Genomic DNA, 19,440 nt, shown 5'->3' on the forward strand with positions numbered 1-19,440 from the left:
ATGGTTGATTACAGGCCGACGTCTGGCAGAGCCGGACGGTTTGCCAGGGCGGTGTCGATGATCGCCGTCACTTCTTTCAACGTTTCCCCCTGCAATGCCAAACGTGGCGGACGGGTCACCGCACTGCCACGGCCAACGCGCTCTTCACACAGCTTGATGCACTGCACCAGATCCGGGCGGGCATCCAGATGCAGCAACGGCATAAACCAGCTATACAGGGCCAGAGCTTCTTCGAAACGTTTTTGCTTAGCCAGGCGGAACAAGGTTTCCCCTTCGCGTGGGAAGGCATTGGACATGCCCGAGATCCACCCTTCCGCGCCCACGGCGAGGCTTTCCAGGACCACATCGTCCAGGCCTGCGAATAACACAAAGCGATCGCCGACCGCATTGCGTAAATCGATAAAGCGACGGGTATCGCCAGAAGAGTCTTTGAAACAGACGATGTTGTCGCAATCGACCAGCGAGGTCAGGATGTCTGGCGTGACATCATTTTTATAAATAGGCGGGTTGTTATAGACCATGATAGGCAAATCGGTGGCGCTGGCCACGCTGCGGAAATGTGCTGCCGTTTCATGCGGTTTCGAAGAATAAACCAGAGCAGGCATCACCATCACGCCATCAACACCGGCTTTTTCAGCTTCACGTGCCATGTTCTGCGCGAAGGCGGTGGTAAATTCGGCAATCCCTGCGATGACAGGCACTTTGCCTTGAGCGGCGTCTTTCGCCACTTCAATCACCGCCAGTTTCTCCTGCGTGGTCATCGAGGTGTTTTCACCTACCGTGCCACATACCACCAGGCCAGAGACACCGTCTTTGACCAGGTTTTTAATCACCGCATGGGTCGCATCCAGGTCCAGAGAAAAATCTTTGCGGAACTGAGTACTGACCGCAGGGAACACACCACTCCAGTTAATCGCTTTATGGCTCATCGTTTTGTCCTATCGCCTGAGTTGTTAATTGATGGTTAATATTTGGTGAAATTCGATAACAGATTGACCTGTATTCTCAGTAGCGGCTTGACGGTTTTCACCGAATGCGAGGACGAAATTGGCATAATGATGGAGGGCGGCGCGCAGAAAATACTCTGACGCAGCCGCATCATAAAACGAATAACTTCAGGGGATTAGGGAACTAGCGTGGCACGAAAATCGCGAGGGGTAGCGCCGGTCATGGCTTTAAACTGGCGGCTGAAAGCGCTGTGGTCTGTATAGCCACACTGTATGGCGATATCGGTAATGGGTAAGTCGCTTGCCAGCAGTTCGGTGGCCTTCTCAAGCCGAACTTTGTGGATCATCTGACGCGGTGTCAGGTGGAAAATACGTTTGCAGTAACGCTCAATTTGTGCAACGGAAAGCCCGGTCAGCGTGCGTAATTCGTCCATCGCAATCGGCCTGTCGTAATGCTGGCGGATGTAAATATCCAACGCCGCCAATCGTTGATAAGCCGGATGGTTAGCTTTCGCTTCCTGCAGGTCATGTGAGATCCCGGCCATGCCGATAATCTTGCCCTGCCGGTCATACAGCGCCAGCTTTTGCGTCAGACACCAACCCGTTTCGCGGCCGCTATAAAGGTGCATTTCAAGCTGATCCTGAATCTGCACGCCCTGGTGTAATACCCGAAGATCTTGCTCGGTGTAGCCTGAACCCAACTGCGTCGGGAACACGTCTGCCGAGGTTTTACCTAACAGCGGCGTCACCGTTTTAAAACCACAACGTTTGGCTAATGTGAGATTCGCCAGCAGATAGCGTGCCTGCCGGTCTTTGATAAAGAACACCACATTGGGAATGGCATTAAGTAGCGGTGCAATCAATGCCAGTGAATTCAACATACTCCGTAACGAACTGGGGCGCTGTTGTGCCAGGCCATCACAGAGCAGTTTGAGTTGATCGACAGCAAATGACTCCTCCGCTTCCTGCTCAGCTATGCAGGGAGTCAGCGGAGGGGCATTAAAGCTTTGGGTTAATCGCATAGAAATACCTTTTCCCGCGAATGGCCATAGTGGGTTGTTTTTAACTCACCTGGATCAATATTAACTTTTCATTAACTTATCAAGCGCGTTCGATTGATTATGCGGATTGCCGCAAACTTTTGTTATTTCATTGACGCGTTTCAAGATAGTGAGCCATGAGCCTCAACTGAAATTCAATTAACCAATTGATAAACAAGTAATTAACCATGTTAATTCGCTTGCTTCTGAAGAATGGATAAGCTCAGGCGTTTTTGCATTGTGCTAATTTCGGCATTTCCTTTGCCGAAACAGGTCAAGCCGTGATAGCGAGTTTTCGGTCAGTCTACATCCATTGGTAACATTTAATTAACCATTGAGAGACTCCGATGACACCTGCATCCCCCTTCATCGCATTACGCGCGATCGATTCCCACACCGGCGGTGAACCTACCCGGCTGATTATCGATGGTTTCCCTGACCTGGGTAACGGCAGCATGGCTGAGCGTAAAGCGCTCTTCGCACAGCAGTATGATGACTGGCGCAGCGCCGTCATTCTGGAACCCCGTGGTAACGATGTTTTAGTCGGGGCTTTGCTCTGCAAACCTTGCTCACCTGAGGCCGCAGCCGGTGTGATCTTTTTCAATAATACGGGTTATCTGGGCATGTGCGGCCACGGTACGATTGGGTTAATCACCTCCCTGGCATACCTGGGCCGCATCGGAGTTGGCGAACACCTGATTGAAACCCCGGTCGGCACGGTAAGCGCCACGCTGCATACCGATGGCAGCGTCACTATCGAAAATGTCCCTGCCTGGCGCTACCGCCAGCAGGTCGCTGTGCAGGTTGACGGCTATGGCGTGGTAACCGGCGATATTGCATGGGGAGGAAACTGGTTCTTTCTCATCAGCGACCATCATCTGGCTATTTCCACAAACAATCTGGACGCCCTCACGGACTTTAGTTGGGCGGTTCGACAGGCGTTAGAAAACGCGGGGATCTACGGTGAAGACGGCGGGATCATCGATCATATCGAGCTCTTCTGTGACGATGAACACGCTGACAGCCGCAATTTCGTCTTGTGCCCAGGTAAGGCTTACGACCGCTCGCCGTGTGGCACCGGAACCAGCGCCAAACTCGCATGCCTTGCCGCAGACGGTAAATTACAGCCAGGTGAAGTGTGGCGACAGGCCAGTGTGATCGGCAGTGAATTCAGCGGATATTTCCAGCCCAATACGGGTAACCGCGTGACACCTTTTATTCGCGGCCAGGCTTTTGTCTGCGCTGATAGCCAACTTTTGCTGCATGAACGTGACGCTTTTGCATGGGGGATCCGTTAATGGCTACCGCCGATGCGATTGTCATTGGCGCGGGTATTATCGGTGCTGCCTGCGCCTGGCAGTTAGCACAGCAAGGGTTAAGGGTGTTATTGATTGACGATCAACGCCCTGGCGCCACCGCGGCGGGTATGGGGCATCTGGTTTGTATGGATGACAATCCCGCAGAATTGGCGCTGAGCAGCTACTCCCTGAATTTGTGGCGCGGCGTGGTAGACCGTATGCCCGACAACTGTGCCTGGCACGGTTGCGGCACGCTGTGGATCGCGGAAAAGCCAGAAGAAATGGCCATTGCAGAAGTTAAAAAGCAACGGATGGCGGCATTGGGTGCGAACAGTGAAATTCTGAGTCCACAACAGGTTGCACAGCTTGAACCCATGCTGCGTGGCGGATTAGCGGGCGGTTTGCACGTCCCGGGGGACGGCATTATTTATGCCCCTAATGCCGCTCGTTGGTTAATTGAAGACGCGGGTGAAGCCGTCCAGCGGGTCTATGGCGAAGTGGTCGCGTTAGAACAGCAGGCAGTGGTTTTAGCCAGCGGGCAGCGACTTAGCGCGCCGGTGATAACGCTCGCCTGTGGATTACAAGCCGATAAGCTCTTGCCAACTCCGCTACTCAGAGCGAAAAAAGGCCAACTGGCCATCACCGATCGCTACCCGCATACGGTGAAGCATCAATTGGTAGAGCTAGGCTACGGAGCCAGCGCGCATGCGGCAAATGGTACCTCGGTGGCATTTAACGTTCAGGCTCGTCCGACCGGGCAATTGCTGATCGGCTCCTCACGCCAGTTTGACACGCTCGACCCGGCAATTGATATGCCATTGCTTGCCACCATGCTCAAACGCGCCACCGATTTCCTGCCTGGACTTGCAAAAATGAGCATCATCCGCTGCTGGGCGGGATTTCGGGCCGCATCAGCCGACGGGCTACCCTTGCTCGGTCCCCATCCTGCTTATCCATGGCTTTGGTTGGCACTCGGGCACGAAGGATTGGGCGTCACCACGGCGTTGGGAAGTGCTGCGCTGGTCGCGGCACAAATTCAACAACAGCGCACAGCCATAGATGACACCCCTTATCTCGCTGCGCGTATGTTCGCCACAGAAGAGTCCCTCTTATGAAACTGATCTCCTTAACCATCGCCGGGCTTCCCTATCAGGTACAGGAAGGTATCACCGTGGCCGCAGCCCTCAGCTCAAGCGGACAGGATCATTGCCGGATGTCCGTTAGCCAGCAACCGCGTGCGGCTTTTTGTGGCATGGGCGTGTGTCAGGAATGTCGGGTCATCATCGATGGCATACAACGGCTGGCTTGCCAAACCTTGTGTCAGGGCGGGATGAAAATCGAAAGGAGTGGGAACAAATGAATAACGTGCGCTGCGAAGTATTGATTATCGGTGCAGGCCCCGCCGGGATGTCCGCCGCGTTGGCCGCAAGCGAAAGCCGACAACAAATAGTGATGCTGGATGATAACCCTCGTCCTGGCGGACAAATCTGGCGTGATGGGCCTGCGGCTGTATTACCCACGCTCGCGCAGTTTTATCGGCAAGCTATTACGGCGTTGGATAACGTCACCTTGCTCAGTGGCACAAAAATTGTGGCACAAAGCGGGCCACAGCAGCTCCTGTACGAGAACGACAAGGGTTGCGGGACTATCGACTATCAACGTTTAATCTTATGCTGCGGCGCGCGCGAACTGTTACTGCCCTTCCCTGGCTGGACACTGCCCGGCGTAACGGGTGCGGGGGGCTTGCAGGCACAAATCAAAAATGGCTTATCGCTTCAAGGTGAGCGGGTTGTCATTGCGGGCAGTGGTCCGTTATTACTGGCGGTTGCCGATAGCGTCACTCAAGCGGGCGGTAAGGTCACGTTGCTGGCCGAGCAGGCTTCTGTCACAAGCCTGGCCCGTTTCGCCAGTGGACTCTGGCATTGGCCCGAAAAAGTGCGGCAATCATTACGTTTAATGAACCGACACTATCGAGCCAATAGTTATGTTCTGGAAGCGCAAGGCCAGCAACGGCTCACGGCTGTCCGTGTCCAACAGGGTGGAAAGGTTCGAACAATAGCCTGCTCTCGATTAGCCTGCGGATTCGGGCTGGTGGCAAATATTGAGTTAGCCATGTTAATGGGTTGCCGAATAGAAAATGCTGCCATTGCCGTCGATGATATGCAACAAACCAGTATTACCAATCTGTATGCGGCGGGTGAATGTACTGGTGTAGGTGGTAGTGAACTGGCTTTAGCGGAAGGTGCCATTGCCGGGTATGCCGCCAGCGGTAACATCGCGTCCGCTCGGGCACTGCTGGAAAAACGCAGTAAATGGCAACGTTTTGCCGCTGCGGTGAGCCAAACGTTTGTGCTTAATCCCAGGCTGAAAACCCTGGGCACCGCCGACACCTTTTTGTGCCGCTGTGAGGATGTCTCACTGGGACAGATGAGTCGTCAAACGGGTTGGATGGCCGCCAAACTGAACAGCCGCTGTGGTATGGGGGCTTGTCAGGGGAAAATTTGCGCCACCGCCGCGCGCTATCTGCTTGACTGGCCCCTGCCGCAACCAAGAGTACCGTTGACTCCGGTACGGCTCGAAACGTTGGTCAGCCTTACGCCCCACCCGCCAAAAGATATAAGTTAATTGAGTATATAAGTTTTAATTATCCCAAAGAAATCCCTGACTGAATCGATTATTGATGCGTACAAATGGTAAACCGCGAAATGCCCCATCAGGGGCATGAGTGAAACAACAAAAAACCTCTATTCCCAGAATACAATTAATAACCTTTAATGGTTATTCCCTGACTGATATTTAATCATACCCCCGCAACAAAACAGTTTTTATGTCAAATCAGAATGTAAAGAAATGAAAAGACGCATCTCTGGCCATTGATAATGAGACTATTTCTTATTTGTAACATTTAAGAAAACATCCCTCCTACACCGCTTACCACATAAATAAAAAACAATATTTATCAAACAGGTAGGTATGGAATCACTTGCCGCAAAGCTTGTGTAAATTCATACTTTAACTGCTTAATATTGAAGGTTCTAATAGTCAAAATGGACTGCCCCGTGAAATACATATGACAAAATATGTTCATTTTTACATTTTAATAAAAAAGTATGAGAGAAGTAATGCCGGGAGAAACCATAGTTATGATCATAACAAAAATGTAATGTGAGATGAAAACCTCAATAAACCACCCAGATTGTTAACGTCACTTTCTAAAACTTATTTGCCTCGAATGCATCCGCATTTTCAAAATGTGGAGGCCGCGTGCACATGCGTAACTCTCGGCAAATACGATAAATAACTTAACCTGCTAATTAATATTCATGGAGAATTACTCAACACAGGATGGCGATAGTTTAATTTAAATAATAAGGATTTTAGACACACAACAGCAATTGAATAACCTGTTCTTAGAAAACGGTTCATTCTCCTGCCCTTTTTATCGAAGTGGCAGAAACGAGTGATGATAGATTTTGAGAGTAAAATAGGGGTAATTATTTATGGCCTCACAATATGACTTTACGGTCACGCTTCACGACCTTGCATTTATCCTTAAGCAGATCAAAATATCCGAAGGAGCAACAAACGCAGACGGTAGTATCAATGGCGAAGCCCTGCGTGATGCTGTTTCCAGCCCGTTATTGCCTTACGGGTTACGTACAGTAGATGGTTCGTGGAATAACCTTCTGCCCGGACAGGAACTCTACGGATCAGCCGATCAAACTATGCCAAGACTCACCGCATTGAACTTACAAGATGCGGATGACATGACCAGTTACACCCAAATTGGGGGAATGGTCAAAGATGCAGACCCGCGTATTATCAGTAACTTAATTTCAGATCAGACGGCCACCAACCCCGCTGCGGTTGAAGCACATGAAGATCTGGCTGGTGCGCCAGGGGGAGGCGCAACGTCGGCAAATGGCAGCTTGTCCATCCCTAACCTGTCTCCCGATATTGGTCTGTCCCCTGCTTTTAATGGCTGGATGACATTCTTTGGTCAGTTTTTTGACCATGGACTGGATTTAATTCCTAAAGGTGGCAATGGCATTGTTTTCATTCAGTTGCAACCCGATGACCCTTTATTTGTAGAGCCTACAAAAGACAACCCTAATCCTAATAACTTCATGATATTAACCCGGGCAGAAGTTGATAAGAATCACGAAACTAAAAATACCACCACCCCATTCATTGATCAAAACCAAACCTATACCTCTCACCCTTCCCATCAGATATTCATCCGCGAATATGTATTAATTGATGGGAAACCTGAACCTACGGGTAATTTATTAGGTGGGGCTAACGGTGGCCTGGCAACCTGGGCAGATGTTAAGAACCAGGCTGAAACCTTACTCGGAATTAAACTTACCGATCAGGATGTGTTTAACGTTCCGCTGCTGGCGACTGACCGTTACGGTAATTTGATCTTAAGTGAAAACGGTAAAGTGCAGATTGTTACCGCACCCATAAACGGTGCCCCTGGCGGCTTGATTGAAGCCAACGGTGATGTTTTGCCGCCAAATACCCTCCGCACCGGCCACGCTTTCCTCGATGACATTGCCCATACTGCCAATCCGAAAGGTCTGGTGGCGGATGACGACAATGCGATTGGTGGCGTTCAGGCTCCAGGAACCTACGATGATGAACTGCTCGATCGGCATTTCATCACGGGTGATGGGCGCGGTAACGAAAATATCGGCCTGACCGCCGTGCATGCAGTGTTTCACAGCGAGCATAACCGCCTGGTCGAAGAGTATAAAACCACCATTCTGGGATCTGGTGATATTGACCTGATTAACCAATGGTTAATGCCGAATCACCAGATAACTGAACTGCCTGCCGATACCAGTACCCTGGTCTGGAACGGCGAATACCTATTCCAGGCAGGTCGTTTTACCACTGAGATGCAATACCAGCACCTTGTTTTCGAAGAATTCGCTCGTACCGTACAACCGGCGGTCGATCCGTTTGTCTTCTCCAACAGTGCGGACATCAATCCGGCTATCTTCGCTGAGTTTGCGCATGTGGTTTACCGTTTTGGCCACTCGATGCTGACTGAAACGGTCGCGCGTACCGACATTGATATGGAGAATGGCGATATTGGCCTGATAGCCGCCTTCCTCAATCCGGTCGCCTTTAATCAAATTAACGGTGCAACGGTTTCCGATGACCAGGCCATCGGTGCAATTGTTCGCGGCATGACGCGGCAAGTGGGTAATGAAATTGATGAATTCATTACCGATGCCCTGCGCAACAACCTAATCGGCCTTCCGCTTGATCTAGGGGCACTTAACATTGCCCGTGGCCGTGATACAGGAATGCCGACGCTGAACCAGGCGCGCGAGCAATTCTTTGAGTTAACCGGTAACAGCGAGTTACGGCCTTACACCAGTTGGGCGGATTTCACGACTTACCTGAAAAACCCGGCTTCCATCATCAACTTTATGGCCGCCTACGGCCAGCATGAGCTGATTTTGAATGCCACCACCCTTGAAGGGAAACGTGCGGCGGTCAACTTCCTGCTGTTTGGCGACGCCAACTCAGCCCCTCCGTCTGATGCGATGGACTTCTTCAACAGCACCGGGGCCTGGGCGACAAAAGAATCCGGTCTGAATATGATCGATTTCTGGATTGGTGGCCTTGCTGAGCGCAAAAACGAGTTTGGTGGAATGCTCGGTTCAACCTTCAACTTTGTCTTTGAAACGCAAATGGAAATGCTGCAAGACGGCGACCGGTTCTACTATCTAAGCCGTGTTCAAGGGTTGAACTTACTCAACGAGCTGGAAGCAAACTCATTCTCCGCGCTGGTGATGCGCAACAGCGACCTGGGCGAAAGTGGTTCCTCTCACCTGCCCGCTAACCTGTTCCAGACCCCGGACCATATTTTTGAAGTCAACCGTGTGTTGCAAACCGAACTCGATCCGAAATGGGGTAATCCATTGAAAGATCTGCTGAGCCCGCTGCTGGTTCGGCGCGATGCCACAACGGATGTTGACGGCGACGGTGCAAAAGACGGCGGTTACCTTAAATATACCGGTGACGGCCATGTGGTGCTGGGTGGTACTGCCGGTAACGATACGCTAATCGGCGGTAAAGGTATCGACAGCCTGTGGGGCGATGCGGGCGATGACCGCCTTGATGGTGGTGATGAAGCTGACGTGGTTCACGGTGGTGACGGTGATGACATTATTACTGACACCGGGACGCCTGTTGGGGATGCCGACTTCCTGCATGGCGATGCGGGTCATGATGTCATCTTCTCGGGTAACGGTAACGATCTGGTCTTCGGTGGCAGCGGCAGTGATTTTATCGTGGTGGGCGAAGATGCACAGGAAGTCTTTGCAGGTCGCGATAATGACTTTGTACAGGGTGGTTCCGGTGGTGATGCCCTGCTTGGCAATGAAGGTGACGACTGGTTGGAAGGCGGTGACGGGTTTGACTCGCTTACCGGTGAGAACTCCGAGTTGTTCTTCAACAGTACGATTGTCGGTCACGATGTCCTGAACGGCCAGGGTAACGATACTGACTATGATGGCGAAGCAGGTGACGACATCATGGTTCAGGGCGCGGGTATTCAGCGCAATAATGGGATGGCCGGTTTCGACTGGGCAATCCATAAAGGCGACCCAAATGGCGCTAACTCTGACCTCGGTATTCCGATTTTCGTCAACCAACAGGAATTTATCCTGCGGGATCGTTTCGACCTGGTCGAAGGGCTATCGGGCTGGAAACACAACGACGTGTTAACGGGCACTGAGCAACCTCTCGGCACCGCGCCGGTTCAGGGGGTTCCGCTTTCCAATAATCTGACTCAGGAAGGGGCTGACCGGATTGCGGGGCTGCAACAGATCCTCGGCGTTGCACGTTCTTCTGACCCGAATGCCGTGCTGTTTAACCCCGATAACGGCGGCGATATTTTACTCGGCGGCGGCGGCAGCGACCGCATAACCGGTAAAGCAGGTAATGACATCATCGATGGCGACTCATGGCTGAACGTGCGCATTGCGGTCAGTGGTTTGCCGGGTATCACCAGTGTGGACGGCATGAACGAGCTGAAATCTTACATGCTGGCTGGCACTTTAAAACCCGACCAACTCTCCATTGTGCGTGAGATCCTGCGTGAGAATAACAGCGGAGACATCGACGTTGCGGTTTATCGTGATATCAGCAGCAACTACGTCTTCACCCGTATGGCGGACGGCAGTCTGCGTGTCGACCATGCCACGCCTAATGCCGCATTGAACCTCAATGATGGTATTGACCGCCTGCTGAACATCGAAAAACTGGAGTTTGGCGATGGTAAGCAGCTATGGGTGACGGCACAACAGGCTACCGGGAATCTCGCCATCAGTAATGCGACACCTCAGGTGGGCGACCTTCTGCGAGTCAACCTGGCTAATTTAAGTGATGGCAACGGTATTGCCGCTAACGCCGCAATAACACTGACATGGCAGGCCTTTATCGGCGGCGAATGGCGGGATCAGGCAACCGGGGCTGAGTTCCGGGTGCCGGGAACAGCCCAGGGTGCGGCATTGCGCGTGGTTGCCAGTTTCAATGACCAGATGGGTGATGCGGAAAGACTGGTTTCAAGCCAAACACAGGCTGTTGTGCCACGAAATCAGGCAACCCTGGGGCAGCCGGTCATCAATGACCTGACGCCAACCGAAAGCCTGACGCTTACCGCTGTTGTTTCCGGTATTACCGATGCTGACGGCCTGAGCGGGGGTAATTTTAGCTACCAGTGGAGAATGAGCAACGCGAACGGGAACGGGTTTACCAACATTCTCGGAGCGACTGCTGCCACATATACACCAGGCCAGGCCGCGGTGGGTCGGACGTTGCAGGTGGTCGTCACCGTCGTTGATGATGAGGGTAACCCCCCTGTTGTCCTGACTTCTACCACAACCCAGCCTGTCGGCGATCTGATGGTGGGTAATAACGGTACTGACAACCTCAACGGTACCGCATGGAGTGACATCCTGCGCGGCGAAGGTGGCAACGATACCCTACAAGGACGGGCGGGCGACGATTTGCTGGTCGGTGGTGCAGGCAATGACAACCTGTTGGGTGAAGCCGGTAACGATATCCTGCAAGGGGATACCGGAAACGACACACTCGATGGCGGCCTGGGTGCTGACAGTATGACGGGTGGTGCCGGTAACGACACTTACATCGTTGATAATGCGGGTGATGTTGTCATAGAAGGCGCGAATGGCGGGACGGATGTCGTCCGAACCAACCTCAGCAGTTACGATTTGACCGATAACGTTGAAGAACTGGTGTACACCGGAACAGGCAATTTCATCGGTACAGGGAATGCCCTCGCCAACATTATTACCGGCGGGAATGGTAATGACTCGCTGTTTGGGATGGGCGGCAACGACCAGGTGTCAGGCGGAGGGGGCAATGACTTCCTGGATGGCGGCGACGGAATCGATAATCTTCAGGGTGGAAACGGCAACGACGTCATGATTGGTGGCGCAGGTGCCGATGTCATGGCGGGAGGAACCGGCAACGACATACTCAATGGTCAAGCGGGTAATGACAACATGGATGGCGGCACCGGGGAAGACATCTTCGCCTTCAGCGCAAGCTTTGGGCAGGATCGTATCACCGGTTTCGACAGTGCTCCCGCAGGTGGGCAGGATTACCTCGATCTGAGTTTGCTGGGCATTACCGCGGGTAATTTTGCGGCAAATGTCGGGATCTCTGGTAGCGGTGGGAATACCGTCGTCACCGTCGGCGCTGACACGATTACCTTAGTCGGTGTCAATTCAACCACCGTCACCATCGGTGATTTTATTCTGGAAATACCGTCAACCTTTGCCGCTAACAATGGCAATAGTTCATTGATCGCGTAAGGAGAAAACTATGTCGCGCCAGCATACGCCAACAGAACTGAAGAATGCATTAAAGGGAACGAAATCCACATTTATTATGCTGCTGTTTTTTAGTTGTGTGATTAATATGCTTATGCTGGCGCCGGCAATCTATATGTTGCAGGTCTATGACCGAGTTTTAGTCAGTAAAAATACGACGACATTACTGATGTTAACGTTACTGATAGTCGGTTTATATATCGTGATTGCGATGATTGAGTCTGCCCGTTCAAGTGTTATGGTCAGACTTGGCAACCGACTGGATGTAAAATTAAGCCAATTAGTGTTTAATGCCGCGTTTAAAAGAAAGGTTTCAACTGGCGAAAATAACCCGGCCCAGTCGCTGGCAGAGCTGGACCAAATTCGCCAGTTTCTTTCCGGTAACAGTTTATTTGCGTTGCTTGATATTCCCTGGACGCCGATCTATTTATTCATTGCATTTATTGTCCACCCGCTGCTCGGGTATCTCGCTCTGGGGGGGATACTCATATTATTTGCCCTGACAGTGGTTTCTGAAATATCAACCAAACGCCCTATTCAACAAGCTCATGCGTTGACCATCAACAACGCCACCAAACTCAATAAACAATTGCAAAATTCGGATGCCATTGAAGCAATGGGAATGCTTTCCACCCTGAAACTCAACTGGCAGGAACAGCACAGCAAAGTGCTGGTCTTACAAACGCAGATAGCCGATAAAAACGCAGGATTAAGCAGTTTGAGCCGCTTTGTGCGCGTACTACTGCAATCTGTCGCACTGGGTGCCGGCGCATTACTGGTGATCGGGGGGCAAATTACCCCGGGGCTGATGATTGCTTCGTCCATCATTCTTGGAAGAGTTCTGAACCCGGTGGAGCAAATCATTGGTAGCTGGAAGCAGTTTGTGCAGTTTCGTAGCGCCTGGCACCAGTTATCGACTTTGCTCAAGGATTACCCGGCGCCCAAAGACATCCTGACTTTGCCGCGCCCAAAAGGAAATATCAGCGTAGAAAGCGTGTTTGCTGCGGCACCCGGTCAGAAAGCACCACTGTTGCGTAATATCTCATTCCAACTGGAACAAGGTGAAGTGCTGGGCATTATTGGCCCTTCCGCATCAGGAAAAACCTCGCTTGCGAAGCTGCTGGTCGGCGTATGGGCACCGTTATCTGGCAAGGTTCGCCTGGATGGCGCAGATATTTGCCAATGGGATAAAGCGTTACTCGGCCCTGCCATTGGCTATCTGCCGCAAGAAGTTGAATTGTTTGACGGCAGCATCGCGCAAAACATCGCCCGTTTTGAAAAAAATGATAGCGAACTTATTGTGGCCGCCGCGGTTCTTGCTGGTGTACACGAGATGATTTTACGCCTGCCGCAGGGCTACGACACGCTCCTCGGCGCGGGCGGACACCAGTTATCCGGTGGGCAGCGGCAGCGTATTGGTCTGGCGCGTGCCGTCTATAACAATCCCGCTTTCATCGTACTGGATGAACCGAATGCCAATCTGGATGATGCCGGTGAACTTGCCCTGGTTAAGGCAATTAATACCCTGCGTACTCAGGGGCAAACCACAGTCATTATCTCGCATCGCCCGACGCTGCTCGGTGTGGTCAATAAAGTCTTACTGCTTAATGAGGGAGCCATACAGGAATTTGGAACCCGCGACCAGGTTTTCACCAGCCTACGCCAAGCCAACATTTTAAAACCCGTGTCAACCGCACCTTCAGCGAGTAATGAACAGCAACGTGAGGCCTGATGATGAAAAATAACGAAAAAAACGATAAAGCAGCTGGCTCAGACCGTGTGGATACGCGCATCTGGCCGCCTATCTTGCGCGGAATAATCGTCATTGTTCTGGGCGTCGGTGGCTTCTTGTTTTGGGCGGTACAGGCACCTTTGGATGCCGGTGTTGTGGCTGACGGCACGGTGACGGTTTCGAGTAACCGTAAAACGATTCAACACCTGAGCGGTGGTCGGGTAACCGATATTTTTATTAAAGAAGGAGACGTCGTCAAAAAGGATCAGGTACTAGTTCGCCTGGACAAAATGCAGCTCGACATGCGGTACAGCGCATTAAACGCGCAATATATTTCAGCAAAAAGCATTGAAGATCGTTTGCTGGCGGAAAGAGACGGCCTGGATACTATTGCTTTCGATAATACCCTGACAGAGAAATTTGCCGATAATAAACGTTTGGCCGAAGTGCGAAACCTGCAAGCCAAATTATTTGATACCCGCAAAAAAACGATCGAGGATGAATTATCCATGATTCAGGAAACACTCGATGGCCTTTTGGGGCAAACTGAAAATCTAAATAGAATAAAGGGGTATCGGGATCACCAGTTCAACCTCATCACCAGAGAATTAGGCGCAATAAGAGCGCTCAGTGAAAAAAACTACTACCCCAAAGCACAATTACTGGTACTGGAACGTGAAGCTGCCGAAATATCCGGGAGTGTATCAGAGGATATTCTGAATATTGCCAAGCTAAAATCACAACAAAATGAATTGAAAATCAAAGCGTATCAAGTGCGCCACCAATATTTGCGAGAAGTGGAATCCGAATTAACGGAAAAACAAAAAGAAGTCGCCATGCTGGAAGATGAACTGGTATCGACGCGGCACGAACTGGATAACACGGAAATTCGCTCGCCGATTGACGGTATCGTGCTGGATGTCAAAGTCAGCACGGTGGGCGGTGTCATTCAGCCAGGCGAGCATTTAATGGATATTATTGCCGCCAGACAACCCTTGCAAATCGATGCCAAAATACCGGTACACGCTATTGATAAACTGGTCCCGGGGCTAACGGTTGATGTGCTATTCCCTGCCCTCAATCACGCTTTATTACCGTCGGTGCCTGCCCGTGTCTTAACCATTTCCGCTGACCGCTTAATCGATGAAGTCACACAACAACCCTATTACCTTGCCGAGGTACAAGTTTCCGCAGAGGGTGTGCATTTACTGGGAGACTACAAAATTAAAGCTGGCATGCCCGCAAGTGTGACGATAAAAACCGGCGAGCGGACATTCTTAAGCTACCTGTTCAAACCGCTGATCGCACGCCTGGAACTGGCGTTTAAAGAGTACTGATACACGCATTGTCTGGTGAGTGGGCGTCACCCCACTCGCCAGAACTGGCTGATTTAGCCATTCTGGGTAGCGGGTTTGATTGACTTAAATTTAAATCATAAGAGAATAATTCTTTTAGTCGCGCCCTGAAAAAACTGGAGTCTATCATCAGCAGCCCTCGCAGCGTTTCCCGTGTTCTTAAAGCGAAAAAGTTAGGCACCCTTGTTGCCGCTGTTTTGTTACTCGCCAGTTGTTCATCCAAACCGCCGAAATCGCTGGTAACTCCGTTGCCGTCTGTGACGCCTCCTGCTCATGGGAAAACGGATCAAACGCGTGAACCGATGCGGGGTGTCTGGCTTGCGACCGTGTCGCGCCTCGACTGGCCACCGGTCTCTTCTGCTGATATCAGTGACCCTGATGTTCGCATACGCGTGCAACAAAAGGCTCTCACCGACAAACTTGATAAGCTGAAGAGCCTTGGTATTAACACCGTTTTCTTCCAGGTTAAACCGGACGGTACGGCTCTTTGGTCATCAAAAATTTTGCCGTGGTCTGATGTATTTACGGGGAATATTGGTGAGAACCCAGGCTACGACCCGCTGCAATTTATGATTGAAGAAGCGCATAAACGTGGCATTAAGGTCCACGCCTGGTTTAACCCTTACCGTGTCTCCACCAACACGACATCGTCAACCGTTGCCAGGCTCAACCGCACGTTGTCTGCGAATCCGTCGAGTGTTTATGTCCTGCATCGCGACTGGATCCGTACGGCGGGCGACCGTTTCGTCGTCGACCCAGGTATTCCTGAAGCGCGTGACTGGATAACCAGCATCGTGGCTGAAGTGGTCAAAGGTTATGATATTGACGGCGTACAGTTTGATGATTACTTCTACACCGAGTCCCCCGGCTCTGCGCTAAACGACAGCCAGACCTTTAAACAATATGGGCAGGCATTTAACGCAAAAGCGGACTGGCGACGCCACAATACTCAGCAATTAATTGAGCAGGTTTCTCGCACGATTAAGCAGTTGAAACCAGGCGTTGAATTCGGTGTTAGCCCTGCCGGTGTTTGGCGCAATCGCTCATTCGACCCAGCGGGTTCTGATACGCGAGGAGCTGCAGCATACGATGAATCATTTGCCGATACCCGCCAGTGGGTGCAACAAGGCCTGCTGGATTATATCGCCCCACAATTGTACTGGCCGTTCGCCCGTGACGCCGCCCGTTACGATGTATTGGCAAAATGGTGGTCAGAGGTGGTGAAACCTACCCATACGCGTCTCTATATTGGCGTTGCGCTGTATAAAGTCGGTGAGCGTTCGAAGGTCGAGCCAGACTGGGTGATCAATGGCGGCGTGCCGGAGCTGAAAAAACAGCTTGATATGAACGAGTCAATGCCACACATCGACGGCACTATTTTGTTCAGGGAAGACTATCTCAACCAACCGCAGACGCGTGAAGCCGTCAGCTACCTTAAAAGCCGTTGGGGCAGCTAAGGCGAGTCAAAAAATAACCCCGGATTACTCCGGGGTTTTTAATTAATAACGTACACAAATTGATTTTAATTCCGTGTAGGCATCCAGCCAGTCTGGGCCAAAGTCTCGGCCAGAACCCGATTGTTTCATGCCACCAAAGGGCATATTGGCATCGATAAGCGTATGGCTGTTTACCCAAACCGTGCCCGCCTGAATGCGCGATGAATAACTCATTGCCGCCTGCAAATTATTCGTCCACAGGCTGGCCGTTAAACCATATTCGGTATCATTCGCCAGGCGCAGTGCTTCTTCCGCATCGTTAACCCGAACCAGATTCACCACTGGTCCGAACACTTCCTCATGATTCAAGCGCAATTCCGCCGCAGGATTGACCACAAGTGTTGGCGTGACGTAGTAACCCTCACCTTTTGGCGCAGCATTCCCGCTGATAATCTCAGCATGATTGCGCTTAGCGTCATCCAGATAACTGGCTACTTTTTGCTGATGCGTTTTAGACACCAACGGATTTATGTGCGTGGTCATATCCATGCCCGCGCCGACGGACAGCGATTTCACCGCTTGCTCAAACCCACTCACCAGTGTGTCAAACAGCGGGGATTCAATGTAGATGCGTGAACTGGCCGCGCAAACTTGCCCCTGATTCAGGAAACTCCCGGCCATTAACCCTTCAATCACCATCGCCGGGTCGGCATCTTTGAGCACGATGGCCGGGTTTTTGCCGCCCAATTCCAGCGTAACGTGAGTTAAACGATCCGCCGCCGCGCGTGCGATGCCTTTGCCCGTCGCGGTAGAACCGGTGAAACTCACTTTTGCGATCAGCGGATGTTGTGAAAGCGCCCGCCCGCAGACTGCACCGCTCCCCGTCACGACGTTAAAGACGCCATCGGGTACACCCGCTTCGCTGGCTAATTCTGCAACACGCAGAAGGGTCAGCGGTGTGGTTTCCGACGGCTTGACCACAATCGAACAGCCTGCGGCGAGTGCCGGCATCACTTTCCACATCCCAATCAGCAACGGGAAGTTCCACGGCACAATGCCTGCAACCACGCCGACCGGCTCTTTTCTCGTCCATGCCTGGTAGCGAGCGCCTTCAGGCATGGGAATCGACACATCTAACGTGCGCCCACTGATTTTGGTCGTAAGCCCTGCGGTGTAACGCATCCAGTTAAGCGCACAGCCCACTTCGAAGGCACGGGAAATATTAATGGACTTGCCCTGCTCGAGAGTTTCAAGCTGCGCCAACTCCTCAGCGTGTTGCTCAACCAGGTCAGCAAATTTCAGTAAGATTCGTTCACGGGCGGCGGGCAGCATATTGGCCCACACACCGCTGGTGAATGCACGCCAGGCCGAGGTCACGGCTTTATCAACATCCGCTTCGTTGGCATCAGCGCTGGTTGCGATTTGTTGCCCGTCCGCTGGGTTATAGACACTCAGGCGTGATGAAGAACCAGAAGACTGCCATTTTCCGTCAATATACAGCCCATGATTGCGTGCCAGGAAAGATTGAACCGACTCGAGAACAGCAACAGTATTAGCAGACATAGTTTCTCCTTATTATCGTCATGGCGAGAAGCCCTGCCTGAAGTCTAGGGTCTGGCGGCATAAATGGTTTTCATCTGCCTGACAATTACTTTGTTCCCTGTGACAGCCCACACAATTGGCGACAAAGCTCGCCGTTTTATCGCCCAATTTATCTATAGTGAATTCCTATACCAGACGCGAAGACCTTCTCTCGTATCGCGCAAGCTGTAACAATGAATTAACACGTGGCACCGTGGGTGCATTTGGTGAGGTGAACAATGGCTGAATCGGCAAGTAACGAGCGTTTTGATAATTGGCTCGAGCATATCAACCGCGCCTGCGGCCCTTTCTCCGGGCAACTTTTAGATGGCGGATTCCACGGATCTTTGCAGGAGTATCACGCCAATGCCATGAAACTGAGTGTGGTAGAAACCGCGCATTCGCGCCTGTTCCGCTCTCAATATGAAGTCGCCCGCAGCAACGACGCCTGGTTTTACACCGTGTTTCAGCTTGATGGCGAGGCGGTTCTGGAACAAGGCAACAATCAGGCCGTCTTGCACGGCGGTGATATCACCCTTATCGACGCTTCGCGCCCGTGTAGCATTATGTATACCCAGCCCACGAAACAAATCTCGCTGCTGGTTCCGCGTCACTTAATTGAACAAAACCGGCGTTCGGGCGATCTGCCTTGTGCGCAACGGCTGAGTGCCGACATGCCGGTGGTGAAAATGAGCCAGCGCCTGCTCCATGAAAGTATGAAAAACCCCACTCTGAATATCTGTGAAAGCGAAGCCGCACTGGAAGCGATTATCTGCCTGCTCCGTCCGATGTTGCAGATGCATGATGCCCCGCACTCCAGGCGTGATAAGCAACTTGAGCGCGTGATGGGGCTGATTGATAGCCATATTCAGTCAGAAGATCTGCGCCCGGAATGGATTGCCAGTGAAGCAGGAATGTCAGTGCGCAGCCTGTATCGTATGTTCGCCGATAAAGGCCTGGTGGTAGCGCAATATATTAAAAACCGCCGCCTGGATTTATGTGCACAAGCGCTGCGCACTGCGAGCGCTACCGAGAAACTGGCAGGTATTGGCTATAACTGGGGATTCACCGATCACAGTCACTTTTCGACCGCATTTAAGCTTCGTTTCGGCGTATCACCTGGGGAGTACCGTAAGCGCTGGCAATAGGATTTCGCAGGGTGGACAAGCGAC

At 51.7% G+C, this 19,440-nt stretch carries 12 protein-coding genes; 9 read left to right on the forward strand and 3 right to left on the reverse strand.

Annotation, left to right across the window (positions count from 1 at the left end):
• Positions 1–8: 8 nt before the first annotated feature.
• Positions 9–929 carry a dihydrodipicolinate synthase family protein gene (locus tag BSPA111_RS00375; RefSeq protein WP_183269245.1) on the reverse strand — a complete coding sequence of 307 codons (921 nt, stop codon included), beginning with the start codon at positions 927–929 and terminating at the stop codon, positions 9–11.
• A 194-nt stretch (positions 930–1,123) separates the two neighbouring features.
• Positions 1,124–1,969, reverse strand: a complete 846-nt coding sequence (locus BSPA111_RS00380; protein WP_183269246.1) for an AraC family transcriptional regulator — start codon at positions 1,967–1,969, stop codon at positions 1,124–1,126.
• 365 nt (positions 1,970–2,334) lie between these two features.
• Between BSPA111_RS00380 and BSPA111_RS00385 the strand changes: the two genes are divergently transcribed.
• The 8 genes from BSPA111_RS00385 (at position 2,335) to BSPA111_RS00420 (ending at position 16,708) form a co-directional block, all read left to right on the forward strand.
• Entirely contained in the window at positions 2,335–3,285 is a 951-nt protein-coding gene (locus tag BSPA111_RS00385; RefSeq protein ID WP_183269247.1) for a 4-hydroxyproline epimerase, read from the forward strand.
• The gene (locus tag BSPA111_RS00390) at positions 3,285–4,400 is read left to right on the forward strand and encodes an FAD-binding oxidoreductase (protein WP_183269248.1); all 1,116 of its coding nucleotides are present in this window, start codon (positions 3,285–3,287) and stop codon (positions 4,398–4,400) included. The genes BSPA111_RS00385 and BSPA111_RS00390 overlap by 1 nt, the downstream gene beginning before the upstream one ends.
• Positions 4,397–4,645 (forward strand): (2Fe-2S)-binding protein, encoded by a 249-nt coding sequence (locus tag BSPA111_RS00395; RefSeq protein ID WP_183269249.1) that lies wholly within the window; start codon positions 4,397–4,399, stop codon positions 4,643–4,645. Before BSPA111_RS00390 ends, BSPA111_RS00395 begins: the two co-directional genes overlap by 4 nt.
• Positions 4,642–5,910: an FAD/NAD(P)-binding oxidoreductase gene (locus BSPA111_RS00400; RefSeq protein WP_183269250.1), complete on the forward strand. Its 1,269-nt coding sequence runs from the start codon at positions 4,642–4,644 to the stop codon at positions 5,908–5,910. The genes BSPA111_RS00395 and BSPA111_RS00400 overlap by 4 nt, the downstream gene beginning before the upstream one ends.
• Positions 5,911–6,785: 875 nt before the next feature.
• Positions 6,786–12,146, forward strand: a complete 5,361-nt coding sequence (locus BSPA111_RS00405; RefSeq protein ID WP_183269251.1) for a peroxidase family protein — start codon at positions 6,786–6,788, stop codon at positions 12,144–12,146.
• A 10-nt stretch (positions 12,147–12,156) separates the two neighbouring features.
• Positions 12,157–13,896, forward strand: a complete 1,740-nt coding sequence (locus BSPA111_RS00410) for a type I secretion system permease/ATPase (RefSeq protein ID WP_183269252.1) — start codon at positions 12,157–12,159, stop codon at positions 13,894–13,896.
• A 2-nt stretch (positions 13,897–13,898) separates the two neighbouring features.
• Positions 13,899–15,233, forward strand: coding sequence for an HlyD family type I secretion periplasmic adaptor subunit (locus BSPA111_RS00415; protein ID WP_373925618.1), 1,335 nt, complete (start codon positions 13,899–13,901; stop codon positions 15,231–15,233).
• Positions 15,234–15,499: 266 nt separating this feature from the next.
• A complete protein-coding gene (locus BSPA111_RS00420; RefSeq protein WP_373925610.1) occupies positions 15,500–16,708 on the forward strand; it encodes a glycoside hydrolase family 10 protein in 1,209 nt (402 codons plus the stop codon).
• Positions 16,709–16,750: 42 nt separating this feature from the next.
• On the opposite strand, the gene BSPA111_RS00425 is transcribed toward BSPA111_RS00420, so the two are convergent.
• Positions 16,751–18,250 (reverse strand): aldehyde dehydrogenase family protein, encoded by a 1,500-nt coding sequence (locus BSPA111_RS00425; protein WP_183269254.1) that lies wholly within the window; start codon positions 18,248–18,250, stop codon positions 16,751–16,753.
• 257 nt (positions 18,251–18,507) lie between these two features.
• Between BSPA111_RS00425 and feaR the strand changes: the two genes are divergently transcribed.
• Positions 18,508–19,416, forward strand: coding sequence for a transcriptional regulator FeaR (feaR, locus tag BSPA111_RS00430; protein ID WP_183269255.1), 909 nt, complete (start codon positions 18,508–18,510; stop codon positions 19,414–19,416).
• The last annotated feature ends 24 nt before the right edge of the window (positions 19,417–19,440 follow it).

This window comes from Buttiauxella sp. A111 (genome assembly GCF_014189855.1).
In the GTDB taxonomy this organism is placed as follows: Bacteria; Pseudomonadota; Gammaproteobacteria; order Enterobacterales; family Enterobacteriaceae; genus Buttiauxella; species Buttiauxella selenatireducens.